General features: G+C 62.4%; 19 protein-coding genes and 1 pseudogene. 15 read left to right on the forward strand and 5 right to left on the reverse strand.

Going from position 1 to position 20,607, the window contains the following annotated elements; all coding sequences use genetic code 11:
• The first annotated feature begins 61 nt into the window (after positions 1 to 61).
• From V7082_RS04415 to V7082_RS04435, 5 genes and pseudogenes are all read left to right on the forward strand, one after another.
• The gene (locus V7082_RS04415) at positions 62 to 706 is read left to right on the forward strand and encodes an IS110 family transposase (protein ID WP_334146407.1); all 645 of its coding nucleotides are present in this window, start codon (positions 62 to 64) and stop codon (positions 704 to 706) included.
• A 478-nt stretch (positions 707 to 1,184) separates the two neighbouring features.
• Positions 1,185 to 2,036 carry a L,D-transpeptidase gene (locus tag V7082_RS04420; protein WP_334146408.1) on the forward strand — a complete coding sequence of 284 codons (852 nt, stop codon included), beginning with the start codon at positions 1,185 to 1,187 and terminating at the stop codon, positions 2,034 to 2,036.
• Between the two features lie 331 nt (positions 2,037 to 2,367).
• Positions 2,368 to 2,757: pseudogene (gene arr, locus V7082_RS04425) on the forward strand (NAD(+)--rifampin ADP-ribosyltransferase); the annotation flags it as partial.
• A 597-nt stretch (positions 2,758 to 3,354) separates the two neighbouring features.
• The gene (locus V7082_RS04430; RefSeq protein ID WP_442909755.1) at positions 3,355 to 4,398 is read left to right on the forward strand and encodes an alpha/beta hydrolase; all 1,044 of its coding nucleotides are present in this window, start codon (positions 3,355 to 3,357) and stop codon (positions 4,396 to 4,398) included.
• A 61-nt stretch (positions 4,399 to 4,459) separates the two neighbouring features.
• Positions 4,460 to 5,032 (forward strand): flavodoxin, encoded by a 573-nt coding sequence (locus tag V7082_RS04435; protein ID WP_334146410.1) that lies wholly within the window; start codon positions 4,460 to 4,462, stop codon positions 5,030 to 5,032.
• Positions 5,033 to 5,035: 3 nt separating this feature from the next.
• On the opposite strand, the gene V7082_RS04440 is transcribed toward V7082_RS04435, so the two are convergent.
• Positions 5,036 to 5,929 carry a LysR family transcriptional regulator gene (locus V7082_RS04440; protein WP_334146411.1) on the reverse strand — a complete coding sequence of 298 codons (894 nt, stop codon included), beginning with the start codon at positions 5,927 to 5,929 and terminating at the stop codon, positions 5,036 to 5,038.
• 182 nt (positions 5,930 to 6,111) lie between these two features.
• Between V7082_RS04440 and V7082_RS04445 the strand changes: the two genes are divergently transcribed.
• The 5 genes from V7082_RS04445 (at position 6,112) to cysK (ending at position 10,845) form a co-directional block, all read left to right on the forward strand.
• On the forward strand, positions 6,112 to 7,194 hold the full coding sequence (locus tag V7082_RS04445) for an alpha/beta hydrolase (protein ID WP_442909751.1): 1,083 nt from the start codon (positions 6,112 to 6,114) through the stop codon (positions 7,192 to 7,194).
• A 24-nt stretch (positions 7,195 to 7,218) separates the two neighbouring features.
• Positions 7,219 to 7,641, forward strand: a complete 423-nt coding sequence (locus tag V7082_RS04450; protein ID WP_442909752.1) for a carboxymuconolactone decarboxylase family protein — start codon at positions 7,219 to 7,221, stop codon at positions 7,639 to 7,641.
• Between the two features lie 116 nt (positions 7,642 to 7,757).
• Complete coding sequence (locus V7082_RS04455) at positions 7,758 to 8,153, forward strand: (R)-mandelonitrile lyase (protein WP_334146474.1); 396 nt, start codon at positions 7,758 to 7,760, stop codon at positions 8,151 to 8,153.
• A gap of 297 nt (positions 8,154 to 8,450) precedes the next feature.
• Positions 8,451 to 9,083 carry a tyrosine-type recombinase/integrase gene (locus tag V7082_RS04460; protein WP_334146412.1) on the forward strand — a complete coding sequence of 211 codons (633 nt, stop codon included), beginning with the start codon at positions 8,451 to 8,453 and terminating at the stop codon, positions 9,081 to 9,083.
• A 772-nt stretch (positions 9,084 to 9,855) separates the two neighbouring features.
• Positions 9,856 to 10,845 carry a cysteine synthase A gene (gene cysK / locus V7082_RS04465; RefSeq protein WP_334146475.1) on the forward strand — a complete coding sequence of 330 codons (990 nt, stop codon included), beginning with the start codon at positions 9,856 to 9,858 and terminating at the stop codon, positions 10,843 to 10,845.
• Between the two features lie 115 nt (positions 10,846 to 10,960).
• Here the strand turns inward: cysK and V7082_RS04470 are convergent, their stop codons facing one another.
• From V7082_RS04470 to V7082_RS04485, 4 genes are all read right to left on the reverse strand, one after another.
• Positions 10,961 to 13,057, reverse strand: a complete 2,097-nt coding sequence (locus V7082_RS04470; protein ID WP_334146413.1) for a family 2A encapsulin nanocompartment cargo protein cysteine desulfurase — start codon at positions 13,055 to 13,057, stop codon at positions 10,961 to 10,963.
• A complete protein-coding gene (locus V7082_RS04475) occupies positions 13,044 to 13,952 on the reverse strand; it encodes a family 2A encapsulin nanocompartment shell protein (RefSeq protein WP_334146414.1) in 909 nt (302 codons plus the stop codon). The genes V7082_RS04470 and V7082_RS04475 overlap by 14 nt, the downstream gene beginning before the upstream one ends.
• Positions 13,953 to 14,004: 52 nt before the next feature.
• Complete coding sequence (gene epsC, locus V7082_RS04480) at positions 14,005 to 14,919, reverse strand: serine O-acetyltransferase EpsC (protein WP_334146415.1); 915 nt, start codon at positions 14,917 to 14,919, stop codon at positions 14,005 to 14,007.
• A 336-nt stretch (positions 14,920 to 15,255) separates the two neighbouring features.
• A complete protein-coding gene (locus V7082_RS04485) occupies positions 15,256 to 15,570 on the reverse strand; it encodes a hypothetical protein (RefSeq protein WP_334146416.1) in 315 nt (104 codons plus the stop codon).
• Positions 15,571 to 15,890: 320 nt separating this feature from the next.
• On the opposite strand from V7082_RS04485, the gene V7082_RS04490 reads away from it, so the two are divergent.
• The 5 genes from V7082_RS04490 to V7082_RS04510 all read left to right on the forward strand — a co-directional run bounded on the left by V7082_RS04490 (position 15,891) and on the right by V7082_RS04510 (position 20,602).
• Entirely contained in the window at positions 15,891 to 16,544 is a 654-nt protein-coding gene (locus V7082_RS04490) for a response regulator transcription factor (protein WP_334146417.1), read from the forward strand.
• 260 nt (positions 16,545 to 16,804) lie between these two features.
• A complete protein-coding gene (locus V7082_RS04495) occupies positions 16,805 to 17,896 on the forward strand; it encodes a sensor histidine kinase (RefSeq protein ID WP_334146418.1) in 1,092 nt (363 codons plus the stop codon).
• An 84-nt stretch (positions 17,897 to 17,980) separates the two neighbouring features.
• On the forward strand, positions 17,981 to 18,706 hold the full coding sequence (locus tag V7082_RS04500) for a glycosyltransferase family 2 protein (RefSeq protein WP_334146419.1): 726 nt from the start codon (positions 17,981 to 17,983) through the stop codon (positions 18,704 to 18,706).
• Positions 18,703 to 19,017, forward strand: a complete 315-nt coding sequence (locus V7082_RS04505; RefSeq protein WP_334146420.1) for a lipid-A-disaccharide synthase N-terminal domain-containing protein — start codon at positions 18,703 to 18,705, stop codon at positions 19,015 to 19,017. Before V7082_RS04500 ends, V7082_RS04505 begins: the two co-directional genes overlap by 4 nt.
• Positions 19,001 to 20,602: an ArnT family glycosyltransferase gene (locus V7082_RS04510; RefSeq protein WP_334146421.1), complete on the forward strand. Its 1,602-nt coding sequence runs from the start codon at positions 19,001 to 19,003 to the stop codon at positions 20,600 to 20,602. The genes V7082_RS04505 and V7082_RS04510 overlap by 17 nt, the downstream gene beginning before the upstream one ends.
• Positions 20,603 to 20,607: the final 5 nt, after the last annotated feature.

A 20,607-nucleotide genomic window follows, 5' to 3' on the forward strand; every position in this document is an offset into this window, starting at 1 on the left:
AGCTTGAATCACGATTTGCTCGATCGCGGAATCCTAATTGAGTACGGAGCCTAGAGCGACGTTGATCACGCATCGCACGCGGATGGTCAACACGATCCGAGCGCATCTCGCCGAGTTCGGCATCACCGAGAGCATCGGCAGAATTGGGCTCTCTCGACTGATCGACATGATCGCCTCTGGCGACGATGATCGCATCACTGGAGTGACACGCCGCGCGCTGATGTGTCTGGTCGATCAGTGTCGCTTGCTACAGGACCAAATCCTCGAGCTCGACCGGCAAGTAATGGCGTGGCACAGGTCGAACGAAGCGAGTAAGCGTCTGGCTACGATCCCGGGCATCGGACCGCTTGCGGCGAGCGCGCTTGTTGCCTCCGTCGGCGACGCTTCGAACTTCAAGAACGGCAGGAGCTTCGCAGCCTTCATCGGTCTTGTGCCGAAACAATCATCGAGCGGCGGAAAGGAGCGCCTCGGCAAGATATCGAAACGTGGCGATCACTACTTGAGGTGGCTTCTGGTCGTCGGCAGTCTTGCGGTGATCCGCTACGCACAACGCCACGGCACGCGTCGCCCTTGGCTGCTCACGCTGCTGCAGCGGCGCACGCCCAAGATCGCCGCAGTGGCTATGGCCAACAAGATGGCGCGGATAGCCTGGGTACTGATGGCGCGCGGCGGCGCGTATCGCGAGCCGTTGCCACAAGCTGCATAGGAACGAGTGTGCCCAACCGGGCGCGCTTCACGAGGTTGGAGAGGGCAAAAGGTAAGTCATGCAGTAAGCGGTCGACCACCGGGATCAGCAAAACCCATCAGTCCCAGAGCGCCTCGAGCGCGTGCTTCTGATCGGGAGCTGATCTTGCGGATAGCATGAAGGCCATCGGTGTTCGCGCCGAGCAGAAAGGCCGGACACATGGGCGCTACCGACCAGCTCTGCGTGACAAACCAGAAAGTCCTTGCCAACAGGGTGCCGTCCACACATGGGACGTTGGGTTTTAGATGCCTATGTTAGTGATTGGACAAAAACAGGCGTTCCCCAACCGATGGGATGGGGACCTTAACTTGCCGTGCCGCAATGGGGCCAGACTGCAACAATTGACCCTTCGCGCACCTTCTGGAATGTGATCGGACTTGTCCGGGGGCGGCGAGGTGCTCTATCAGGGCTGAAGCGATCAACCGGTTGCGGAGCGCTTATGGAATTGCGCGCAACGTGTTTGGCTTTGGCCGCCTACGTCGCTCTGATTGCGGGGCCGGCGAAGGCGCAGTTCGTCAGCGATTTTGTCGCCGAGCATGATGCGCAAATGCAGGAAGCGGAGCGCGTTGAGCGCGAAGCGCGCCGTGCAGCCTCCGAGCCCGTTATCTATCCCAAGCATATGGACGGCGGCGAACGGCCGGACATCGCGCCTGCCGCGCCGCCGGTCGTCTATTTCGACCGCAGCGAGGAGGTCGGCTCCATCATAATCGATACGCAATCGCGCAAGCTGTATTTCGTGCTGCCGAACAAGCAAGCCTACGAGTATTCCATCTCGGTCGGCCGCGAGGGCTTTACCTGGACCGGCACGCAGCGCATCAGCCGGATCGCATCCTGGCCATCGTGGACGCCGCCGCCTGAAATGCACGAACGTGTGCCGGGCCTGCCGCTCACGGTCTCGGGCGGGCTCAAGAACCCGCAAGGCGCGCGCGCTCTCTATCTCGGCAATACTGTGTATCGTATACATGGCACCAACAACGATCGCACGGTCGGGCGCGCGAATTCTTCGGGCTGCTTCCGCCTGACGAACGAGCACGTCGTACACTTGGCCTCGATTGCGAAGGTCGGCACGAAGGTGAGCGTGCTGCAGGCTTACACCGGCGGCGTGAGCGAGACCGTGCCGTTGTCATCGCTGTTCGACTTCGGCTTTTTCAGCTCCCCTCCCGCTAAGCCCAAGGCGAAAAAGCCGGCGGCGGCCAGAAAGAAGCCAGCGGTTACCACGACCGCGGCGACGCCTACGGCAATGCAGCCCGCTGCAGCGGGCGCAGCCGCCGCTCCCGCGCAGAAGAAGTGACCAGCGGTAGCCGCCAAGTCAATGTGCTTGCTGGCTCAGGAGCCGAGTATTCGGAAGCGACAAGCACTTCCGGAAGTCACATGATTGCAGATGTGGGTGACACGTCGATGGGAGCCTCTTACGTCCGTCGCGGCAGAGTCTGCTAATGGGACCGACCGGCGAATGACCCGAGGCGCCGGTACGTGACACTCTGAGGCTGCCTGCAGTCGCAGTGATCCGATAGCCGCCGTCAACTGCCTGACGAGACGGGCCAGAAGCTGACACAGAAACATCGTATATGCGTGTGGATGAGCGCCAAGGACTAGAATCTGGGTTGCCAGAATGAGTAGAAGCGAAACAATTCTATCACGGCACTCGAGCAGACCTGAAGCCAGGAGACCTGATCGGAGTCGGGTACAGTTCCAACTACGGCATGCGGAAACAAGCATCCTGGGTCTATCTCACCGGCACGCTGGACGCCGCCATCTGGGGAGCGGAGTTGGCCACCGGTGAAGGACGGGAAAGGATCTACGTTGTGGAGCCGACCGAGCCGGTCGTGGACGATCCCAATCTGACCGACAAGAAATTTCCCGGAAACCCGACGCAGTCCTACCGTTCGCGTGAGCCGCTCCGGGTCATGGGCGAAGTCACCGACTGGGTGGGCCACTCCCCCGAGCGGCTGAAGGAAATGAAAGATCATCTCGAACGCTTGAAGGCGCAAGGGATAGAGGCGATTGACTGATCATCAGTAAAAGGGCCTCGGCATCGATTCGCCTGACAGATGACTGTTTCCGTTCCATCTCTCCGAACCGATATTGCCTATCGTTGATGCCGCTGTCGCCACGGGCCAATTTCAGAATCTGGGGTCGTGAATTGTTCGCCTCGTCGGTGCGGATGACCCGCCGTCTGCTTTTGTGTGCGGAGTTGACGCTAAGGCGCGCGAGCTGGCTACTTCGTGATGCCAACTCGAGCATCAAGCCACCCCCCCGCCTACAAGCCCCAATCGACGAATTATGAGTCGGATTGAACGGACGGGCGCTCAGCAAACCCGTGCGATCGTGGCAGAGAATGCTTACGCTTGTCTGGCCGCTTTATTGATGAATCCGCCTCAAAGGCACATGCCGATTTTAGCGTCTAATCGAGGAATGAGCGTGCGGCTATTTTCTCAGCACAACACTGCGAACTGGGCGCTTAGTTCCGCCGAAACCGCAGCTGGCTGCTAGCCCACAGCGGAATGAGGACGTTAGCAATGACCGATGAAGCTGTTGACCAGACGCGGCGCAAATTTCTCGAAGGCTCGGCGCTGGTTCTCTCCGGCGTCATCCTAGGAGTTCCGGAAATGACCGTTCCCACGGCTATGGCAGCCGACTACAAGCAGAATCCGTTTACGCTGGTCTATGATGGCGCGATCACGACGAACGAGCCGGGCAAGGTCAATATCCACCCCGTCAAATACAAGCTCAATGGGCTGGACATTGCCGCCAACGTGTACACCCCGCCGAACTATGATCCGGCGCGGAAATATCCCGCCATCGTCGTCGCGCATCCGAACGGCGGTGTGAAGGAGCAAGTCGCCGGCCTCTTCGCTCAGCGATTGGCAGAACAGGGCTACATTACCATTGCGATGGACGCGGCGTATCAGGGCGCGAGCGGCGGCGAGCCGCGTAACACGGACAAACCCCAATTCCGTACCGAAGACATCCACGGCGCGGCCGACTTCATCACTCGCTATCCGGGCGTCGATGCCGCGCGTCTTGGCCTGCTCGGTATCTGCGGTGGTGGCGGATATTCGCTGGCGGCTGCGAAGACCGACAAGCGTTTCAAGTCGGTCGCAACGCTGAGCATGTTCAATTCCGGACGCGTGCGCCGCAACGGCTTCGCGGACTCCGCACTCGGCACGTTTCAAGAGCGCCTGCAACAAGCTTCGGCCGCCCGCGCCCAGGAAGCGGCCGGGGGCAAGATCCTCTATGTCGGAGGTGGAGCTGCGGCGACGGATGCGCAAATCGCCGCCATGCCGTTTGAAATGTATCGCGAGGGGACCGTCTATTATGAGCGCACACACGGTCATCCCAACTCCGGCGCCTATCCCAACTCGGGCGGCACTTATACCGTCAGCAGCTTGATGGACTTGATGCGTTGGGATGCGACCGATCAGATCGAGCTGATCGACCAGCCGCTGCTGATGCTGGCAGGCAGCAAGGCCGACAGCCTGTACATGACGGAGGATGCCTTCGCGAAGGCCACCGGCACGAAGGACAAGGAGCTGTTCAAGATCGAGGGCGCAACGGCTATTGGAACCTACTGGGTTCCCGAACATGTCGATGCCGAGATGGGCAAGCTGACGCCGTTCTTTGCGCGGACCCTTGTTTCCGACCGCTCATAACCTGGCGCCCCCCGGCTTACCGGAGGGGCCAACGCTCCCTGAGCTCAGGCGGAGGGGCATCATGATGACCAGACGTCAGAGCCTTGCGGTTGGGCTCGGGACATCGCTGGGCCTCCTCGCCAATCGCGCAGATGCCCAACAAATCAGTGGTCGCGGCCGCACGCTCGTCGCGTTCTTCACGCGCAGCGGCAATACAAAGCTCATTGCTGGCAAGATGCGCCGCGACCTTGGTGCGGATCTGTTCGAGATCCAGCCGGCGGAGCCTTATCCCGAAGACTACGAAGCCACGGTTGCCCAGGCTGAGCGCGAGAAGCAAGCGGGCTATGAGCCACCGCTTAAAGAACCCGTCGCAGAAATAGGCGCCTACAGCACGCTCTATCTTGGCTTTCCCATCTGGGGAGAGACGACACCAACGGTCATCAAGTCGTTTTTATCGAAACACGATCTCTCCGGAAAAGATCTGGTGCCGCTCATCACTCATGGCGGATACGGCACCGGAGATAGCCTTGCGGTGCTCGGCCGATTGGCCCCTCAGGCGCGCCTTGGCAAAGCCTTCGTCATCAGGATGGATCAGGAGCGAGCCATTCTGAGAGACGTGAGCCGTTGGCTGGAAGCGAGTAGTTCGCGCAAGTGAGGCTTATCCGCGATAGCGCAGGGCCTCGACCAACAGTGTAAATGCCGGCGTTGGCTGTCGGCGGCTTGGATAGTAGAGGTAGTATCCTGAGAATGGCGGGCACCAGTCGGCGAGCACGCGGACAAGGTCTCTATTCTTAAGGTGCGGCTTTACCCGAGACTCCAGAAGACAGGCGAGACCAGAGCCAGCCAAGGCCGCCTCCAGCACCAGCTTCGATGAGTTGAACGCCAGCGGACCTTCGACGCGCACCTTCGTTTCTTTGCCACCCTTCTCGAACTCCCACACATAGAATCCGCCGAACGTCGGCAGACGCAGATTGATACACGCGTGCGCGGTCAGGTCCTTCGGCAAACGAGGCTTGGGGTGCTGGGCAAAATACGAGGGCACACCAACCACCGCCATACGTTGATCGGTGCTGATGGGGACGGCGATCATGTCCTTATCGACGCTCTCGCCAAGGCGGACACCCGCATGGTAACGCCCTCCCACAATGTCGGTCAGACCATTGTCAACGTCGATCTCCACTGTGATATCGGGATAGTCCTGACGGAGTTTTTTCACCGCCGGCCACAGAATAGTTTCTGCAGCGTGGTCCCCGGCGGCAAGCCGAAGCGCGCCAGCAGGCTTCTCGCGCAACGCAGTCAGAGACGCCAATGCCTCCTCGATACCGTCGAAATGCGGCGCGACCGTGCGAAGCAATCGCTCACCGGCCTCCGTTGGAGACACATTGCGGGTGGTACGAGTCAGGAGTTGAAGGCCAAGCCGTTCCTCAAGCCCGCGCATCGTATGACTCAACGCCGATGGCGAGACACCCAGGCTCGCCGCCGCACGCGTAAAGCTTCGTTCACGGGCCACAGCCAGAAAGGCAATCAGGTCACCGGTGTCGCGTCTCGACATTACTGAAAATTCCTCAAGTCCTCATTCAGATATATGCAGGTTATCACATAGTCCGCCGGGCGCTATGTTCATTGTGAAAGGCCGTATGGTCGCGTTTACGATAGTCCGCCAAGGACGGGGAAGATGCCGTCCACCAAAGAGGCGTGAACTGGGGAAAGCACATACGATGGAGCATGAGCCGCATGGCAGTGAATATTTGGAAAACGGTGGGCGCCGTGTTGTTTCTCTCGATCGGGGCGGCCGCTTCCGGCTTGGCGCAGGATAGCGGAAGGGGGATGCCGCTCGTTATCGAAACACAGGGCAGCTTCGCCGTGGGCGGTACCGTGGTGAGAACGCCCGGCACCTACGACAACAACAAACCCACCGCCGCAGGACAGAGTATCCATGGCGACCATCTGTACACCTTTTATCAGGTGCCGCAGAACGCGAAGGCTCTGCCGATCGTCATGCTGCATGGCGCATTTCAGTCGGCGCGAAGTTGGGAGACGACGCCGGACGGGCGCGAGGGCTTCCAGACCCTCTTTCTGCGACAAGGCTATCCGGTCTATCTCGTCGACCAGCCGCGACGTGGCCGCGCCGGCAATAGTACCGTTGCCACGACCATCGAACCCACACCCTATGACCAGCTCTTCTTCGATCAGTTCCGGCTCGGAACCTGGCCGAAATATTTCGATGGCGTTCAGTTCGATCGAAATTCGGAGACGTTGAACCAGTTCTTCCGCTCGGTCACGCCAAACACCGGTCCTTATGATGCCGGGGTGATCGCTGACGCGATGGCAGCGCTGTTCACCAAGATCGGTCCCGGCACCCTGTTTACGCACTCCCAGGCCGGCGGGCCGGGATGGCTGACAGCGATCAAGAACCAGAACGTCAAGGCGATCGTCGCGTTCGAGCCGGGCAGCGGCTTCGTGTTCCCCGAAGGCGAGCTTCCCACCGCAATGCCAAGCGCAGCCGGTACCTTGTCGCCTGAGGCGGTGTCGCTGGAGGACTTTCGCAAGCTCACTCGCATCCCGATCGTCATCTACTACGGCGATAACATTCCGACCGAAGCGACGGAGCGCCGAGGGGAAGACAATTGGCGCGTGCGCCTCGCCATGGCGCGGCTCTGGGTCGACACCATCAACCAGCATGGCGGCGATGCACAGCTCGTGCATCTGCCGACACTCGGCATTCGCGGCAACACCCACTTTCTATTCTCGGACCTCAACAATACGCAGATCGCGAACCTGGTGTCCGAGTTCCTGCGGGCCAAGGGCCTCGATTGAAACGACGAACGACGGAGATTGCGAATGAACTGGCTTCCTAAAATCGGCATTGCCAGCGTGATCGCTGTGCTCATCGGCATGTCAAACCCTGCCCAGGCACAACAGACGAAGGAAGCTTCCGCCATGGCGAAAACCGGTCAGACACGTGCTCAGCAATTGATGGGCGATGTCGCCCCCAAGCTTGCGGAGCTCACTGACAACGTCTTGTTCGGGGATGTCTGGGAGAGACCGGGGCTTGTGAAGCGGGATCGCAGCCTCGTTACGATCAGTGCGCTCATCGCCATGAACCGACCCGACCAATTGCGGTCACATCTGGCTCTGGCGCGACAGAACGGCGTTACCGAGACTGAAATCGTCGAGGCAATCACGCATCTCGCCTTTTACGCCGGATGGCCGAATGCAGTCAGCGCCGTAGCCATCGCGAGAGAGGTCTTCGCGCAGAAATGACGGAATCCATCGATGAAGCGCGCCGCGCAATGCTTGTCGGTATCGCGGCCACATTGCTGTCGGCTGGACTGGCCCATGGCGGCACGCCACCACACAATCATCCCACGAGGACAGCCATGAAGATCATACGCAGCGGCTCGCAGCCATCGGCGAAAGGCCCAGCGGAGTATTTCACCGGTGCTGTCCGGATCGACATGCCCTTCAAGGGCACAGCTCCCGCCCGCATCGGCGGCGCGATCGTGAGCTTCGAGCCGGGCGCACGAACGGCTTGGCACACTCATCCTTTGGGCCAGACACTGATCGTCACCTCAGGTATGGGATGGGTACAACTAGAGGGCGGTCCCAAGGAGGACATCCGCGCCGGTGATATCGTCTGGATACCACCGGGCGAGAAGCACTGGCATGGCGCGACCGCGACCACGGGCATGACGCACATCGCCATTTCCGAGGCGCTCGATGGAAAGACAGTCGACTGGATGGAGAAAGTGTCCGACGCGCAGTTCGGGGGTTAACGATACCCATTCTGGGATCTGACCAAGCAGCTGGTATCCGTTGGTTGGGCCGTGTCCGCTCCTGAAAGTGTTGCAATCCTAACGCGGCCCAGCAAGGCAGAGACCGATGCGAGCCAGACACTCTCTGCCGTGGTGGCTACCAGCTCGCGGAGCCGAACCCGCTGATGACCGGTTGGGATCAAAATCGTCGACCGATAACCATGCTGCGGAAGAATCGATCCGAATCCGGCCGTCGCGTCGGTCAGTTCGCCCTGCATCGGCGCATGGTCATTCGTCTCTCTAGCAAGGAGACAGACCATGGAACAGGAACATGCCACTTCTCTCATCAAGCCAGTTTGCGTGCCGTGGAACAAAGGGAAGCTCGTCGGCACAAAACCGCCGCTGAGACCGAGCCACGTCTGGTCCATCAGAACGAAGCTCCAAATCGAGGGGAAGAAGCGCGACCTTGCCCTCTTCAACCTAGCGATCGACAGCAAGCTACGCGGCTGTGACGTCGTTGCTGTTCGCGTCGATGATGTCGCCCCGAGCGGCTACTCGATGGACCGGGCGACCATCCGCCAGAAGAAGACGGGCCGACCAGTAAGGTTTGAGCTGACCGATCAAACCCGTCAAACGATCGACGAGTACCTGCGCCTGGCAGGACGCAAAGCGGGTCAGTTCTTGTTCGCCGGTCGGGGCGACCGGGGCGGACTTACGACACGCCAGTACGCAAGGCTCGTCCAAGAATGGGTGGCGAGCATCGGTCTCGATCCCGCGAAGTTCGGCACGCACTCGCTGCGACGCACGAAGGCCGTTCTGATTTACCGCCGAACCGGCAATCTCCCGGCTGTCCAGCTCCTGCTCGGCCACTCCAAGATCGAAAGCACTGTGAGGTATCTCGGCATCGAAGTCGACGATGCGATCGAGATCGCCGAGAAGCTCGACATCTGATCGAGCGACACAGTACCCCTGAGAGCTGACATGGTCGGCGGCGTATTTCGCGTCGCCGACCGCATCCCATGCGACGGCAGATTATGGGACTCTGCAGTCCTTTCCCCTGATTGAGGCCGCTGGCCCTCATGCCAGCGCGTGGCATACAGCGTGGGTTGCCGGCCTCGACGGTGCGAGAAGCTCCAGGATAGTAGCGAACGTCTCCCTTCGGCGGACCCCGCAAAAGCTCACGAGCCAAGACCGAAGAATGCAAAGCAGAACCAACTCAACCGGAACATTGTGCGCGCATCATCGAAGAGCGGCCAAACATAGGACACTCGTTCGAATACACTGCCTCCCGGCGCGCCATTCTCAAACGAAAGAGAGAACTTCCGGCGACTTCCTGTCGAAACACTGTGTCCCAGCCCTGGCCAGGACGGCTTTGGAGCTCAGGATCCGGATTTCCTTGAAGCTCTCCGCGAATGCACTGGGCGGTAGCTTGCCAGGCTGGATGATGTCACGCGATGTGCCGACCATCCGCTCAGGCGAGGATCGCATTCGAGGTTGGCGCCGTGTCGTTATCGGAAAGCACGGCTCCGGCCGCCCGGACGATGATGCGGTCGCGTTCGCCGGCGCTCATGCGCCAAGAGCATGGGAGATGTGCATCGCGGCCCGTAGAGCGCCGTCGTGCTCCTGAGCGCGACGTCATAAACAAATGAAATATTCTTCATTCCTCTGCGCGCAGCCCGAAGCTAGCGTGATCGCCCGGAAAACCTAAGTCATGGGCGGTCGTATGAACGAGATCCTCGACCTCAAGACGCTGGCCGCGACCACCTCCTGGGGGCGCGGCCGTGTTTACGAAAACATTTCCGAGACGATCGGGCACACACCCCTCACGGCGCTCAATCGAGTGACGGCCGAGGAGGGCGTTTCGGCCCGCATTCTCCTCAAGCTCGAGTTCTTCAATCCCCTGTCCTCGGTCAAGGACCGCATCGGCGTGGCGATGATCGACGCGCTCGAACAGCAGGGTAAGATCGAGCCCGGAAAAACGGTCCTCATCGAGCCGACCTCGGGCAACACGGGCATCGCACTCGCGTTCGTCGCGGCCGCGCGCGGCTACGAGCTGATCCTCACCATGCCGGAATCGATGTCGCTCGAGCGCCGCAAGATCCTGGCCCATCTCGGGGCCCAGCTCGAGCTCACGCCCGCCGCCGGCGGCATGGGTGCCGCCATTGCGCGCGCCAGGGAATTGGCGGAAACGTTGCCGAACGCCATCATTCCCGCGCAATTCGAAAACCCGGCCAATCCGCGGATTCACGAGCTCACCACGGCGGAGGAGATTTGGAAGGACACGGGCGGCAACGTCGACGCGATAGTGGCCGGCGTCGGAACGGGCGGCACGATCACGGGCGTCGCACGCGTCCTGAAGCCCCGCATTCCCCACCTCAAGGTATTCGCCGTCGAGCCATCCGCGAGTCCCATCCTCTCGGGCGGCGAAAAGGGGCCGCACAAGATCCAGGGCATCGGCGCGGGCTTCGTGCCGGCCGTGCTCGACACCTCGCTCATCGACGAGGTGCTGACTGTGACGAACGACAGCGCGTTCGAAACGTCGCGGCGTCTTGCCAGGATCGAGGGAATTCCAGGCGGGATCTCGACGGGCGCGAACGTTGCCGCCGCGATCGCCGTCGCCAAGCGTCCGGACTACGCCGACAAGACGATCGTCACCTTCGCGCCCTCATCCGCGGAACGCTATATCTCGGGCGAGCTCTTCTCTGCTGCATGAGTTTGGACCCATTGGCCGGCCATGGCGGAGCCCATTATCAATCCTCCGCGGAGCTGAAAAGACGCGGCGGCCTCACTTTCGTGAAGCCGCCGCGGCGTTCCTTGCGCTCTCGCAGTCAGAGGTAAGATTGGCCTGCGTCGCGCTGGATCTCCCTCAGGGCAGAAACCAGAAGATCGATCTCACCAAAGGTATTGTAGAACGCAAACGACGGGCGCACCGTTGTCTCCTGTCCGAAACGGCGCAGGATCGGCTGAGCGCAGTGATGGCCCGATCGTACGGCGATACCGTATTGGTTGAGGCGCGCACCCACCTCCTCGCTCGGCACGCCCTTCAGGATCAGCGAGATCACGCCCGCCTTCTCGGGAGCCGTGCCGATGAGGGTGACGCCAGGCACGTCCGCGAGCAGCTTCTCCGTGGCGTACGCGATCAGGCGATGCTCGTAGGCGGCGATGCTTTCGAGGCCGAGCGTCTCGACATAGTCGATGGCCGCGCCCAGACCGACAGCGTCGGCAATGTTGCCCGTTCCGGCTTCGAAGCGGTTCGGCGCCGTGTGGAAGAGGCTCCGCTCGAAAGTCACGTCCTGGATCATGTTGCCGCCGGTCTGATAGGGCGGCAGGCTGTCGAGTAGGTCCTTGCGGCCCCACAAGACGCCGATCCCCGTCGGCCCGAAGAGCTTGTGTCCGGAGAACACGAAGAAATCCGGATTGAGGCTCTGCACGTCCACCTTCATGTGCGATACCGACTGCGCGCCATCGAGCAGTACCACCGCGCCGACACGATGCGCCATCTCGATCATCTCTTTCGCCGGCGTGACCGTACCCAGCGCATTCGACACCTGGGTGAAAGCGACGATCTTGGTTCGCCCGTTGAGGAGCTTTCCGAACTCCTCGAGCAGAACCGCACCCCGGTCGTCCACTGGCGCGACCCTGAGCTTTGCGCCCTTGGCGAGCGCGAGCTGCTGCCAGGGCACGATATTGGCGTGGTGCTCGAGATGTGTGATGACAATCTCGTCTCCCTCGCCGACATGCTTGAGGCCGAAGGTGGCCGCCGCCAGGTTGATCGACTCGGTCGTGCCCCGCGTGAACACGATCCCGTCGACCGACGGCGCGTTGATGAAGCGTTGCACTTTCTGCCGCGCCCCCTCGTAGGCATCCGTCGCACGGGCCGCAAGCTCATGCGCCGCGCGATGGATGTTCGAGTTCTCGTGGGCATAGAAGTGCACGAGACGATCGATCACCGCCTGCGGCTTTTGCGTGGTGGCCGCGTTGTCGAGCCAGACGAGCGGGCGCCCGTTGACAGTCTCGGACAGGATCGGAAAGTCCCGACGCACGGCGTGGATGTCGAACGGCACATCGCCGACGAGAGGCTCGGACCGAGACATCGGCGCCGACGCGGACGGAACCCCGATCCCGCCTCTTCCAAACGGACTCGGACCGCCGAGATCCGAGAGGAAATAGAGCGAGGATACCGATCCACTGCCCGGATCGCGCACACGTGTCTCCCCGCCGATGCCAGCAAGCACCGCCTTGAGCTCGGCGTCGTACGGCAAGGGAACGGGTGACGGCTCAGCCACGGTGCCGGCCGATGGCGGCGTCGAAAGCGGAACGTCGGAGACGAGCTCCATGTCGTGCAGCTCGGGCTGGGCACGGCCGGTATCCGGAGCCGCGAGCAACGCCTTGATCTCCGTTTCGTAAGGCAGAGCAATGGCGGAGAGACCATAGGCGTCACCCCGAGAGCTTTCGGACGCCGCCGACGACAACGGGACATCCGACACCAGCGCCTGTGGTGGCACCGTGACCGGCAGGACCGGAGCGCCCGGCAACAATCCGGGCGGCGTATGGTCGGCCGCCGATAACGCGGCGCCCGGAAGCCGCGTCCAGGCAGCATCATTGCTCGGAAAGCCGTATGTCGGCTGCGCGCCTTGCGGGCTCACCCCGGCGCCGCGCAACGGCGTGATGCGCGCCGCATCGGCTGTGCCCGAAATACCGGATGTCGAGTCCTGTGGCAGCACTGCGCCCCCTGCACCGGAATAGCCCTGCGGCGAAGGGCCGGGCGGCGTTGCGTAGATCTCGTTCGCGAGGCGTGCGAGCGAGATCTCGTCCGGAGCCCCATATGCGGGATGAAGCCCCTGTGGGCTCAATCCCGCGCCGCCGAGCGACGGGCTCACCCGCACCGGATCCGGCAACGGGTCCGGATGCTCACTTATACTCATGGTACTTGCTCACTTCGACGCCTTCGAGCACACCCAGCGCATCGTCGGTCAGGACAGCGAGCGAGCAATAGAGGGAGACGAGGTACGAGGCGATCGCCTTGTCGTTGATGCCCATGAAGCGAACGGCGAGACCCTTGCTCTGCTCGCCCGGCAGACCGGGCTGGAAGAGGCCGACTACGCCCTGCTTGGATTCACCGCTGCGGATCAGCAGGATGTTGGTCTTGCCGGTCTTGACCTCGAGCTTGTCGGAGGGAATGAGCGGGATGCCGCGCCAGGTGAGGAACGGCGATCCGTAGAGCGTGACGGTGGGCGGCGGAACACCGCGGCGCGTGCACTCGCGTCCGAACGCGGCAATCGCGAGCGGATGAGCAAGGAAAAAGGCGGGCTCCTTCCACACGCGCGAGATCAGCTCGTCGAGATCGTCGGGCGTGGGGGCACCGGTGCGCGTCCTGATTTTCTGCGCCGGAGCCGCGCTCGCCAGGAGACCGTACTCCTTGTTGTTGATGAGCTCGCTCTCCTGACGCTCCTTGATGATCTCGATCGTCAGGCGAAGCTGCTCTTTGATCTGGTTGTGCGGCACCGAATAGAGATCGGACACGCGCGTATGGATCTCGAGCACGGTGTTGACCGCCGAGAGCATGTATTCGCGCGGGTTCTCCACATAATCGACGAAGGTGTTCGGAAGTGCCCGCTCATCGCGCAGCGAGCAAGCCACCTCGACGCTATCCTCACCCTTCACGCGGTTGACGCGATAGATACCGGCCTCCACGGGGACCCAGTTCAAGAAGTGCACGAGCCACCGGGGGGTGATGCTCGCCATCTGCGGAACGGTCTTGGTCGCATTCGCGAGTTGGCGCGCTGCAACATCGCCCAGAGCTGTCTGTGCCTCTGTCATAGGTCTCCCTTAGTCCCCTTTTTCTCGAGAAAACTTCATGGATATCGAACGTTCATATTCCGGCGCCGCTATCGAAGGTGTGGCTGCGCGCCTGCGCCTGCACGATGTTGCTGCCGGGAGGCACGCTACGCGTGAGCCAGACGTTGCCGCCGATCACGGATCCACGCCCGATTGTCACGCGGCCCAGAATGGTGGCACCGGCATAGATCACGACCTCGTCCTCGACGATCGGATGGCGCGGCTGCCCTTTGACCAGCGACCCGCTCTCGTCGAGCGAGAAGCGTTTGGCGCCGAGCGTGACCGCCTGATAAAGTCGGACCCGGTCGCCGATGACCGCCGTCTCGCCGATGACGACGCCGGTACCATGGTCGATGAAGAAGCTCGACCCGATCGTGGCGCCGGGATGGATGTCGATCCCGGTCTGGGAATGCGCGCTCTCCGCGATGATGCGGGCGATGATCGGCGTATCGAGCTTGTAGAGCGCGTGCGCGAGCCGATGATGGATGATGGCGCGAATGCCCGGAAAGCTCAGGAGCACTTCGTCTTGGCTTTTGGCGGACGGATCGCCGTCATAAGCCGCGCGAATGTCGCTGTAGAGAACCTCAAGAATGGCCGGGAGCTGCTCGGCGAACTCCTGCACGATCGTCGTCGCCGTCTTGGCAGCGTCGAACAAGGCCCGCTCCGTCAGAGCAGCCGTAAACCCCAGCTCCCGCACCACCTGCGCATGGAGTGCGTCGAGGGCATTGCCGAGCCTATAGCCTACGAAATAATCCAGACCGCCGTCCGTCGCAGCAGAGGCGCCACCGTACCGGCGCGGGAACAGCGACGCGCTAAGGTCAGCCAGAACATCCACAATCGCGCGCGGAGAAGGAAGATCGAGCACATGACCATCGCTCCCAACGCGCCGCGCCAGCGTGCCGCGCGCGCGGGCAAGGGAGCCGACGATGCCGCCGATTTCGAACGTCACGGAAAACCTCGGAGTGAACGGGCCTGCGAGAGTGGCCTGCCGAGGATGTTAGAAATGCAGCCAGCGCGAACGAACCAAGAAGAAGTGCTAAGCAAATTCAAAACGATCAAAGCCCGGCCGCAGGGGCTGCGGACCGGGCTCCCCCGTCGTGTCCCGGACCGGCTTGGTCGCCTGCCCCCGGATGCAGCAGGCGCTCCTCAGTTGCTCCGCGAGCGCGTGGGCTTCAGCGAGCTGATCGAAAATACCGCCGTTTCAGAACTGATCGGCTTGCGCCTTTTGCCAGCTCCCGAATTGCCGCGAATTTCGCGCCTAGGATCCAGCGGATCCTCACCTCATCTACTTCGGCAAATCCAACGGATTTGTGCCAAGGCGGGCTGAGTGGTGCGCTTGGTCATGCAGCATCCAAAGGATGTGCCGCGATCCCGTCGCACCGTCACGGACGACGGCCAATCCGCAAGCGACAAGAACCACGCCCAAACCGTTGAAGAAGATCTCAGAGCTGCTATGGCGCCGCGAGCGATTGTAGAGGAGAAGCACGCCCCCTCCAGAAACCAAGAGGACGCCTAGAATGACGATCGAAGGCGAATCCATGAGGTTTTCCCAGATTTGCACCGGCGAATGATGATCGCTCCGCTTGGCCGGCAGCGCCAAGGCGCAGGAAGGAGTCCATGCAGGATTGCAGCAAGCAGCACGCGGCCACCTCCCAATACGCAATGACTGCGGTTGGCTCGAAGCGGAGACTGGACCCTCAGCCTGAAAGGAACCTTACAATCGTCGCCCTGTCCCGGACCGTGGTCACTTCAGGCCCTATCAGCCGGAGGCATCAGAGGCGCGAGAACGATCTTACGTTTGACGATCGCCCTTGATAAGCAAGGTACCGCAGTCGAGATGGTCCTGCCGCGTCGGCCGAAACTCTCCAATAAGACGGAGGCACGAGACAAACGGTCTTCACCTGCGCTCTGGGGCAAAACATGAGAATCCTTCTGATCGAGGACGAGGCGTTGCTGGGGGAGGCCGTGGCTGCTCATCTCAACAAGCTGCATGCCGTCGATTGGATGCGGTCCATTGAAGAGGCGTCGGGAGCGTTGCAGGCGGTCGCCTATGACCTCGTTCTATTGGATCTCAATCTCCCGGACGGCCGCGGGCTCGATCTGTTGCGGTCTTTGCGAAAAGCCGGCCGAAGCATTCCAGTGATCATCGTGACCGCGCGCGATCAGGTTCGCGACCGCATCGAGGGTCTGAACGCCGGCGCCGACGACTACGTATTAAAGCCATTCGATCTCGATGAGCTGACCGCGCGCATCCATTCCGTGCAGCGCCGCGCGGCCGCGCTGCCGAGCCCGCGCTTCAAGGTCGGCATCCTCGAGATCGATCAACCGGCACGCATGGTCTGGCGCGGTGACGAAGAAATCCACCTGACGGCCCGCGAATGGGCCTTGCTGGAGTGCTTTGTCAGCAGGCTCGGTGCCATCGTGCCGAAGGCGAAGCTGGAAGAAGCGCTATACGAGTTCGGGGCGGAGATTGAGAGCAACGCCGTCGAGGTTTACGTCAGTCGCTTGCGCAAGAAGCTGGGTAGCAACGCCATCCGCACGGTTCGCGGCCTTGGCTATAGGATGACGGTGTAAGCATGCGTCCATGGTCGATAAAGCAGAGACTTAGCCGGTCGCTGATCGCGCTGGTCGCGTTGTTCTGGATCGGGGGCGTGGCGGTCGCGGGATTTGCCGTTCGCCAGGAGATCACGGAAGTCTTCGATAGCGCGTTGCGGCAGACGGGGGGCGAGCTCGTCCCCGTTGCGCTTGACGAGTATGGGCGCAAGATTTCCGGGCAAAGCGATCCGCGGCCTTCCGAGGCGTTGTCGCCGTCCTTCAGCGCAAGCCGCAGCCACGTGCACTACCTGCTGCGCGACCGCAGCGGCGCGGTCGTGCTTGGATCGGCGGGCGCTCCCGCGCAGCCGCAAATCCCGCTGAAGCGAGGTTTTTACGACTTCGGTAATTATCGTTATTACACCGATTTTTTGCGCAACGAAGGTCTATGGTTTGTCATTGGCCATGAATTGCAGGAACGCCGAGAGGCGGCCATGGGCTTGTGGCTAGGTCTGGCGTCGCCGCTGATCGCCCTGCTGCCGATCGCGGTCTTCGCCGTGTGGCGCACCGTCGACCGCACGACAAAACCCATTTCACGGGTCTCCCACGAGCTCGAGGCGCGGGGCGGCAGCGATCTCAAGCCGATCGACACGGCCGGGCTACCGTCCGAGCTTTCGCCGGTCATCGAATCGGTCAACACGCTGATGGCCCGTCTCAAGGCTGCGATCGAATCCGAACGCGCGTTTGCGGCCAATGCGGCCCATGAGATGCGCAATCCGATTGCGGCCGTACAGGCGCAAATTCAAGTCCTTGCCGCCAATCTCCGGGGCACCGCCGATGGGTCACGAGCCGAAGGCTTGGCGTCGCAGCTCGCCGGTCTTGGGCGCCGCGTCGAGAAGATGCTGCAGATGGCGCGCGCCGAAGCGGGCCTCGGTCATTCCCGAGAGCGCACGGACCTCACGGCGATCGCCGCGCTGGTGGCCGACGATTTCAGCCGGCAGTCAAATATCGGCACGCGGTTGACATTCGAGACTGAAGACGAAGAGAGCTGCTGGGTGGCGATGGATGAGGACGCGATCGCGATTGTCCTGCGCAATGTGATCGAGAACGCCGTTCATCACGGCAGGGCCGACCAAGGGATCGAGATCCGCGTCGGACGCGACCATACCGTCCGTGTCATCAACGCATATGACGCCCTGCCGCGCTCGGCCTTGAGGGAGCTGACCCAGAGATTCCGGCGGGGCAGCGCGCGGCAGACTGCCGGCAGCGGGCTCGGCCTCACCATCGTCGACATGATCATGGGCCAGGCCGGAGGATCATTGGCCCTGGCGTCGCCGGCGCATGGCCGTTCCGACGGCTTCGAGGTCACCCTGAAATTTCCCGGAGCCGTTTGAACTCCGCCTTGAGACCGCTTTTCAGGCAGGTGTCAGGTTCAGGTTGGACACTCCCTCCACGCGTCTCACGCGACGGAGGGAGCCGTGTACGCAACTGTCGTTATTCCGGCGTACAACGAAGAAGAGTGCATAGGGCCTCTGCTGCTCGAGGTCATCGGCGCGTGCCGCGCGCTCCCCGTGCGGGAGATCGTTCTGGTCGATGACGGAAGCGCGGACCGCACCTATGAGCGTGCCATTGCGGCCTCCGGCGACAACGGCATGCTGCGCATCATTCGTCACGGACGACGACGCGGGCAGAGCCGCGCGCTCTTGACCGGGGTTCGGGCCGCATCGCACGATCTGATCGTCACCCTCGATGCCGACGGCCAGAACGATCCTGCCGATTTTGCCAAGCTCTTCGGAGCCTATGTAAGCCGGCAGGCGCAGACGACGCGCATGATCATCGCCGGGCAGCGGCTGCATCGCCGGGACTCGCTCGTCCGGCGCCTATCCTCGCGCATCGCCAATCGCATCCGTGCGACCTTGCTCAACGACAACGTGCGCGACACCGGCTGCAGTCTGAAGCTGTTTCGACGTCAGGATTTCCTCGAGCTTCCGTTCTTCGATCACATCCACCGCTTTCTTCCCGCAATGATGAAAGCATCGGGCGTGAAAGTCGTTCTCGTCGACGTCGGTCACCGGCCGCGCACGGCCGGCCTCTCCAAGTACGGCGTCTGGGATCGCCTGTGGGTTGGCGTTCACGATCTCATCGGCGTGCGCTGGCTCATGAAGCGCCAGGTCGCAAGCGTTGAGCTTGAGGACGTGCTGTGACGGTTCCGGGATCAGACACGCTGTGGCTCGGCATCGGCTTCACCGGGCAGGCGCTGTTTTTCATGCGCTTCTTCGTGCAATGGATCGCCTCCGAGAGGGAGCGGCGCTCCGTGATCCCGCGCGCCTTCTGGTACTTCAGCCTTGCGGGCGGCTTGGTCCTTCTGGCGTACGCAATACGCCGCGCAGATCCGATTTTCATCATCGGGCAGGCAACCGGGATCCTGATCTACGGGCGCAATCTCCACTTCGTCGCCGGCCCGGCCGGGCCTGCCGCGGACACCACGGGGGCGGCGCGTGGCATCGAACGCTAGTGTGGCGGACCGGCGAGGCTTCGCGGCGGTGCTGCTCTTCGGGGCTCTCCTCGTTGCCGCGGCGCTGCTCCTCCCGGCGTTTCCGGTCGACGAGACCCGCTACCTCACCGTCGCATGGGAAATGCGGGCCACGGGAAGCTGGAGCTTGCCGACCCTGAACTTCGAGCCCTACGCCCACAAGCCGCCGCTGCTGTTCTGGCTGATCAATGCGAGCTGGAGCGCATTCGGGCTTGGCGTCTGGCCGGCGCGGATGGTTGGCGTGGGGGCGACCGTCGTCGTTCTCATCTTCACGCACGGCCTTGACAGGCGGTTGGGTCCCGCGCGGTCGCCCGGCTTGGCCCTCAGCGCTCTCATGCTCCTCGGGCTGCCGCTGTTCATCATCCTCGGCGGCTCGATCATGTTCGACATGCTTCTGACGGCGACGGTTTCCGGCGCGATGCTGGCGCTTTGGATCGCGGGACGCTCGGGCGACGGGAGAGCGTTCCTGGCCTATGGCGCAGCGATCGGCCTCGGACTGCTCGCCAAGGGTCCGGTCGTTATGCTGTTCACCGTACCGGCGGCCGTGCTCGCGCGGTATTGGATTGCGCCGGAGCATCGCCCCGGCTGGTTCCTGCGCATCGGCGCGGCCCTGGCGCTCGGCGCACTGATGGGGCTGGCCTGGGCGCTGAGGGCCGCTTCCCTTGGGGGTCCGGACTATGCCGCGATGCTGCTGTGGAAGCAGTCCGCAGGCCGGATTGCATCCTCGTTCGCCCACGCCCGTCCCTTCTGGTTCTACCTGCCGGTGCTGCTACTGTTCTGCGCCCCGCTGCTCGTCTGGCGTCCGGCCTGGATCGGCCTGCGCCGAAGCCTCGAACGCAGCACGCCCGCGCGCAACTTTTTCCTGGGATGGATCCTGCCGGGCCTCCTCGGCCTCAGCCTGATCAGCGGCAAGCAGATCCACTATCTCCTGCCCCTGCTTCCGGCCATGACGTTGCTGGTCTCGCTGGGCGTCCGAGGCGTCGCGTTGCGCGATGCTGACCGCTTTGCCTGGGCCGTGCTCGCGGTGGGGCTTCTGATCGCGGCAGTTGCGCTCGTGCGGGAAGACGATCGCCTTTTTGCGAACGACAGCACCCTCGTCAGCATCGTGAGCCAGATCAGCGTCCCGCAATTGCTCTTGACCGGCACCTTGACGGTCGCAGCGATCGCGCTCTTTCGCGGTTCGGCGCAGCGGACGCTGATGGGGCTTGCGACCGCCAATTTGATCTTCCTCGGCAGTCTAGCGCTCGAAACCCGCGCCGCTGTCGCCGGCCTGTTCGATCTGCAGCCGCTGGCGGACGTGGTGCAGCGCGTCCGCGGTCGGCCGATCGCCGTCGCGCAGCGAACGCGCGGAGAGCTGGGCTTCCTTGCCCGGCTCGATCGTCCGGTCGTTTTCGTCCCCGAGGCAGAGCTTCCTTCGTGGTTCGCGCGCCATCCGGATGGCGTTGCCATCATCCGAAAGAGGTCATCATCGCCGCAGCCGGATGCACCCCTTCCAGGAACGGCGCTCTACCGAGGGAAGTACCGCCTGCAGGACGAATTCCTCGTCGTATCCGCACCCATGCAATAGCGCCC

The sequence above is a fragment of the Hyphomicrobium sp. genome, from assembly GCF_036833075.1.
In the GTDB taxonomy this organism is placed as follows: Bacteria; Pseudomonadota; Alphaproteobacteria; order Rhizobiales; family Hyphomicrobiaceae; genus Hyphomicrobium_C.

What these genes read in the sequence shown, in the direction of transcription:
- V7082_RS04470 (WP_334146413.1), bottom strand. Translation starts at nt 13,057, where the DNA reads ATGAGTATAAGTGAGCATCCGGACCCGTTGCCGGATCCGGTGCGGGTG.
- V7082_RS04445 (WP_442909751.1), top strand. Translation starts at nt 6,112, where the DNA reads ATGGCAGTGAATATTTGGAAAACGGTGGGCGCCGTGTTGTTTCTCTCG.
- V7082_RS04430 (WP_442909755.1), top strand. Translation starts at nt 3,355, where the DNA reads ATGACCGTTCCCACGGCTATGGCAGCCGACTACAAGCAGAATCCGTTT.
- V7082_RS04440 (WP_334146411.1), bottom strand. Translation starts at nt 5,929, where the DNA reads ATGTCGAGACGCGACACCGGTGACCTGATTGCCTTTCTGGCTGTGGCC.
- V7082_RS04450 (WP_442909752.1), top strand. Translation starts at nt 7,219, where the DNA reads ATGAACTGGCTTCCTAAAATCGGCATTGCCAGCGTGATCGCTGTGCTC.
- V7082_RS04435 (WP_334146410.1), top strand. Translation starts at nt 4,460, where the DNA reads ATGATGACCAGACGTCAGAGCCTTGCGGTTGGGCTCGGGACATCGCTG.
- cysK (WP_334146475.1), top strand. Translation starts at nt 9,856, where the DNA reads ATGAACGAGATCCTCGACCTCAAGACGCTGGCCGCGACCACCTCCTGG.
- V7082_RS04490 (WP_334146417.1), top strand. Translation starts at nt 15,891, where the DNA reads ATGAGAATCCTTCTGATCGAGGACGAGGCGTTGCTGGGGGAGGCCGTG.
- V7082_RS04455 (WP_334146474.1), top strand. Translation starts at nt 7,758, where the DNA reads ATGAAGATCATACGCAGCGGCTCGCAGCCATCGGCGAAAGGCCCAGCG.
- V7082_RS04420 (WP_334146408.1), top strand. Translation starts at nt 1,185, where the DNA reads ATGGAATTGCGCGCAACGTGTTTGGCTTTGGCCGCCTACGTCGCTCTG.
- V7082_RS04475 (WP_334146414.1), bottom strand. Translation starts at nt 13,952, where the DNA reads ATGACAGAGGCACAGACAGCTCTGGGCGATGTTGCAGCGCGCCAACTC.
- V7082_RS04460 (WP_334146412.1), top strand. Translation starts at nt 8,451, where the DNA reads ATGGAACAGGAACATGCCACTTCTCTCATCAAGCCAGTTTGCGTGCCG.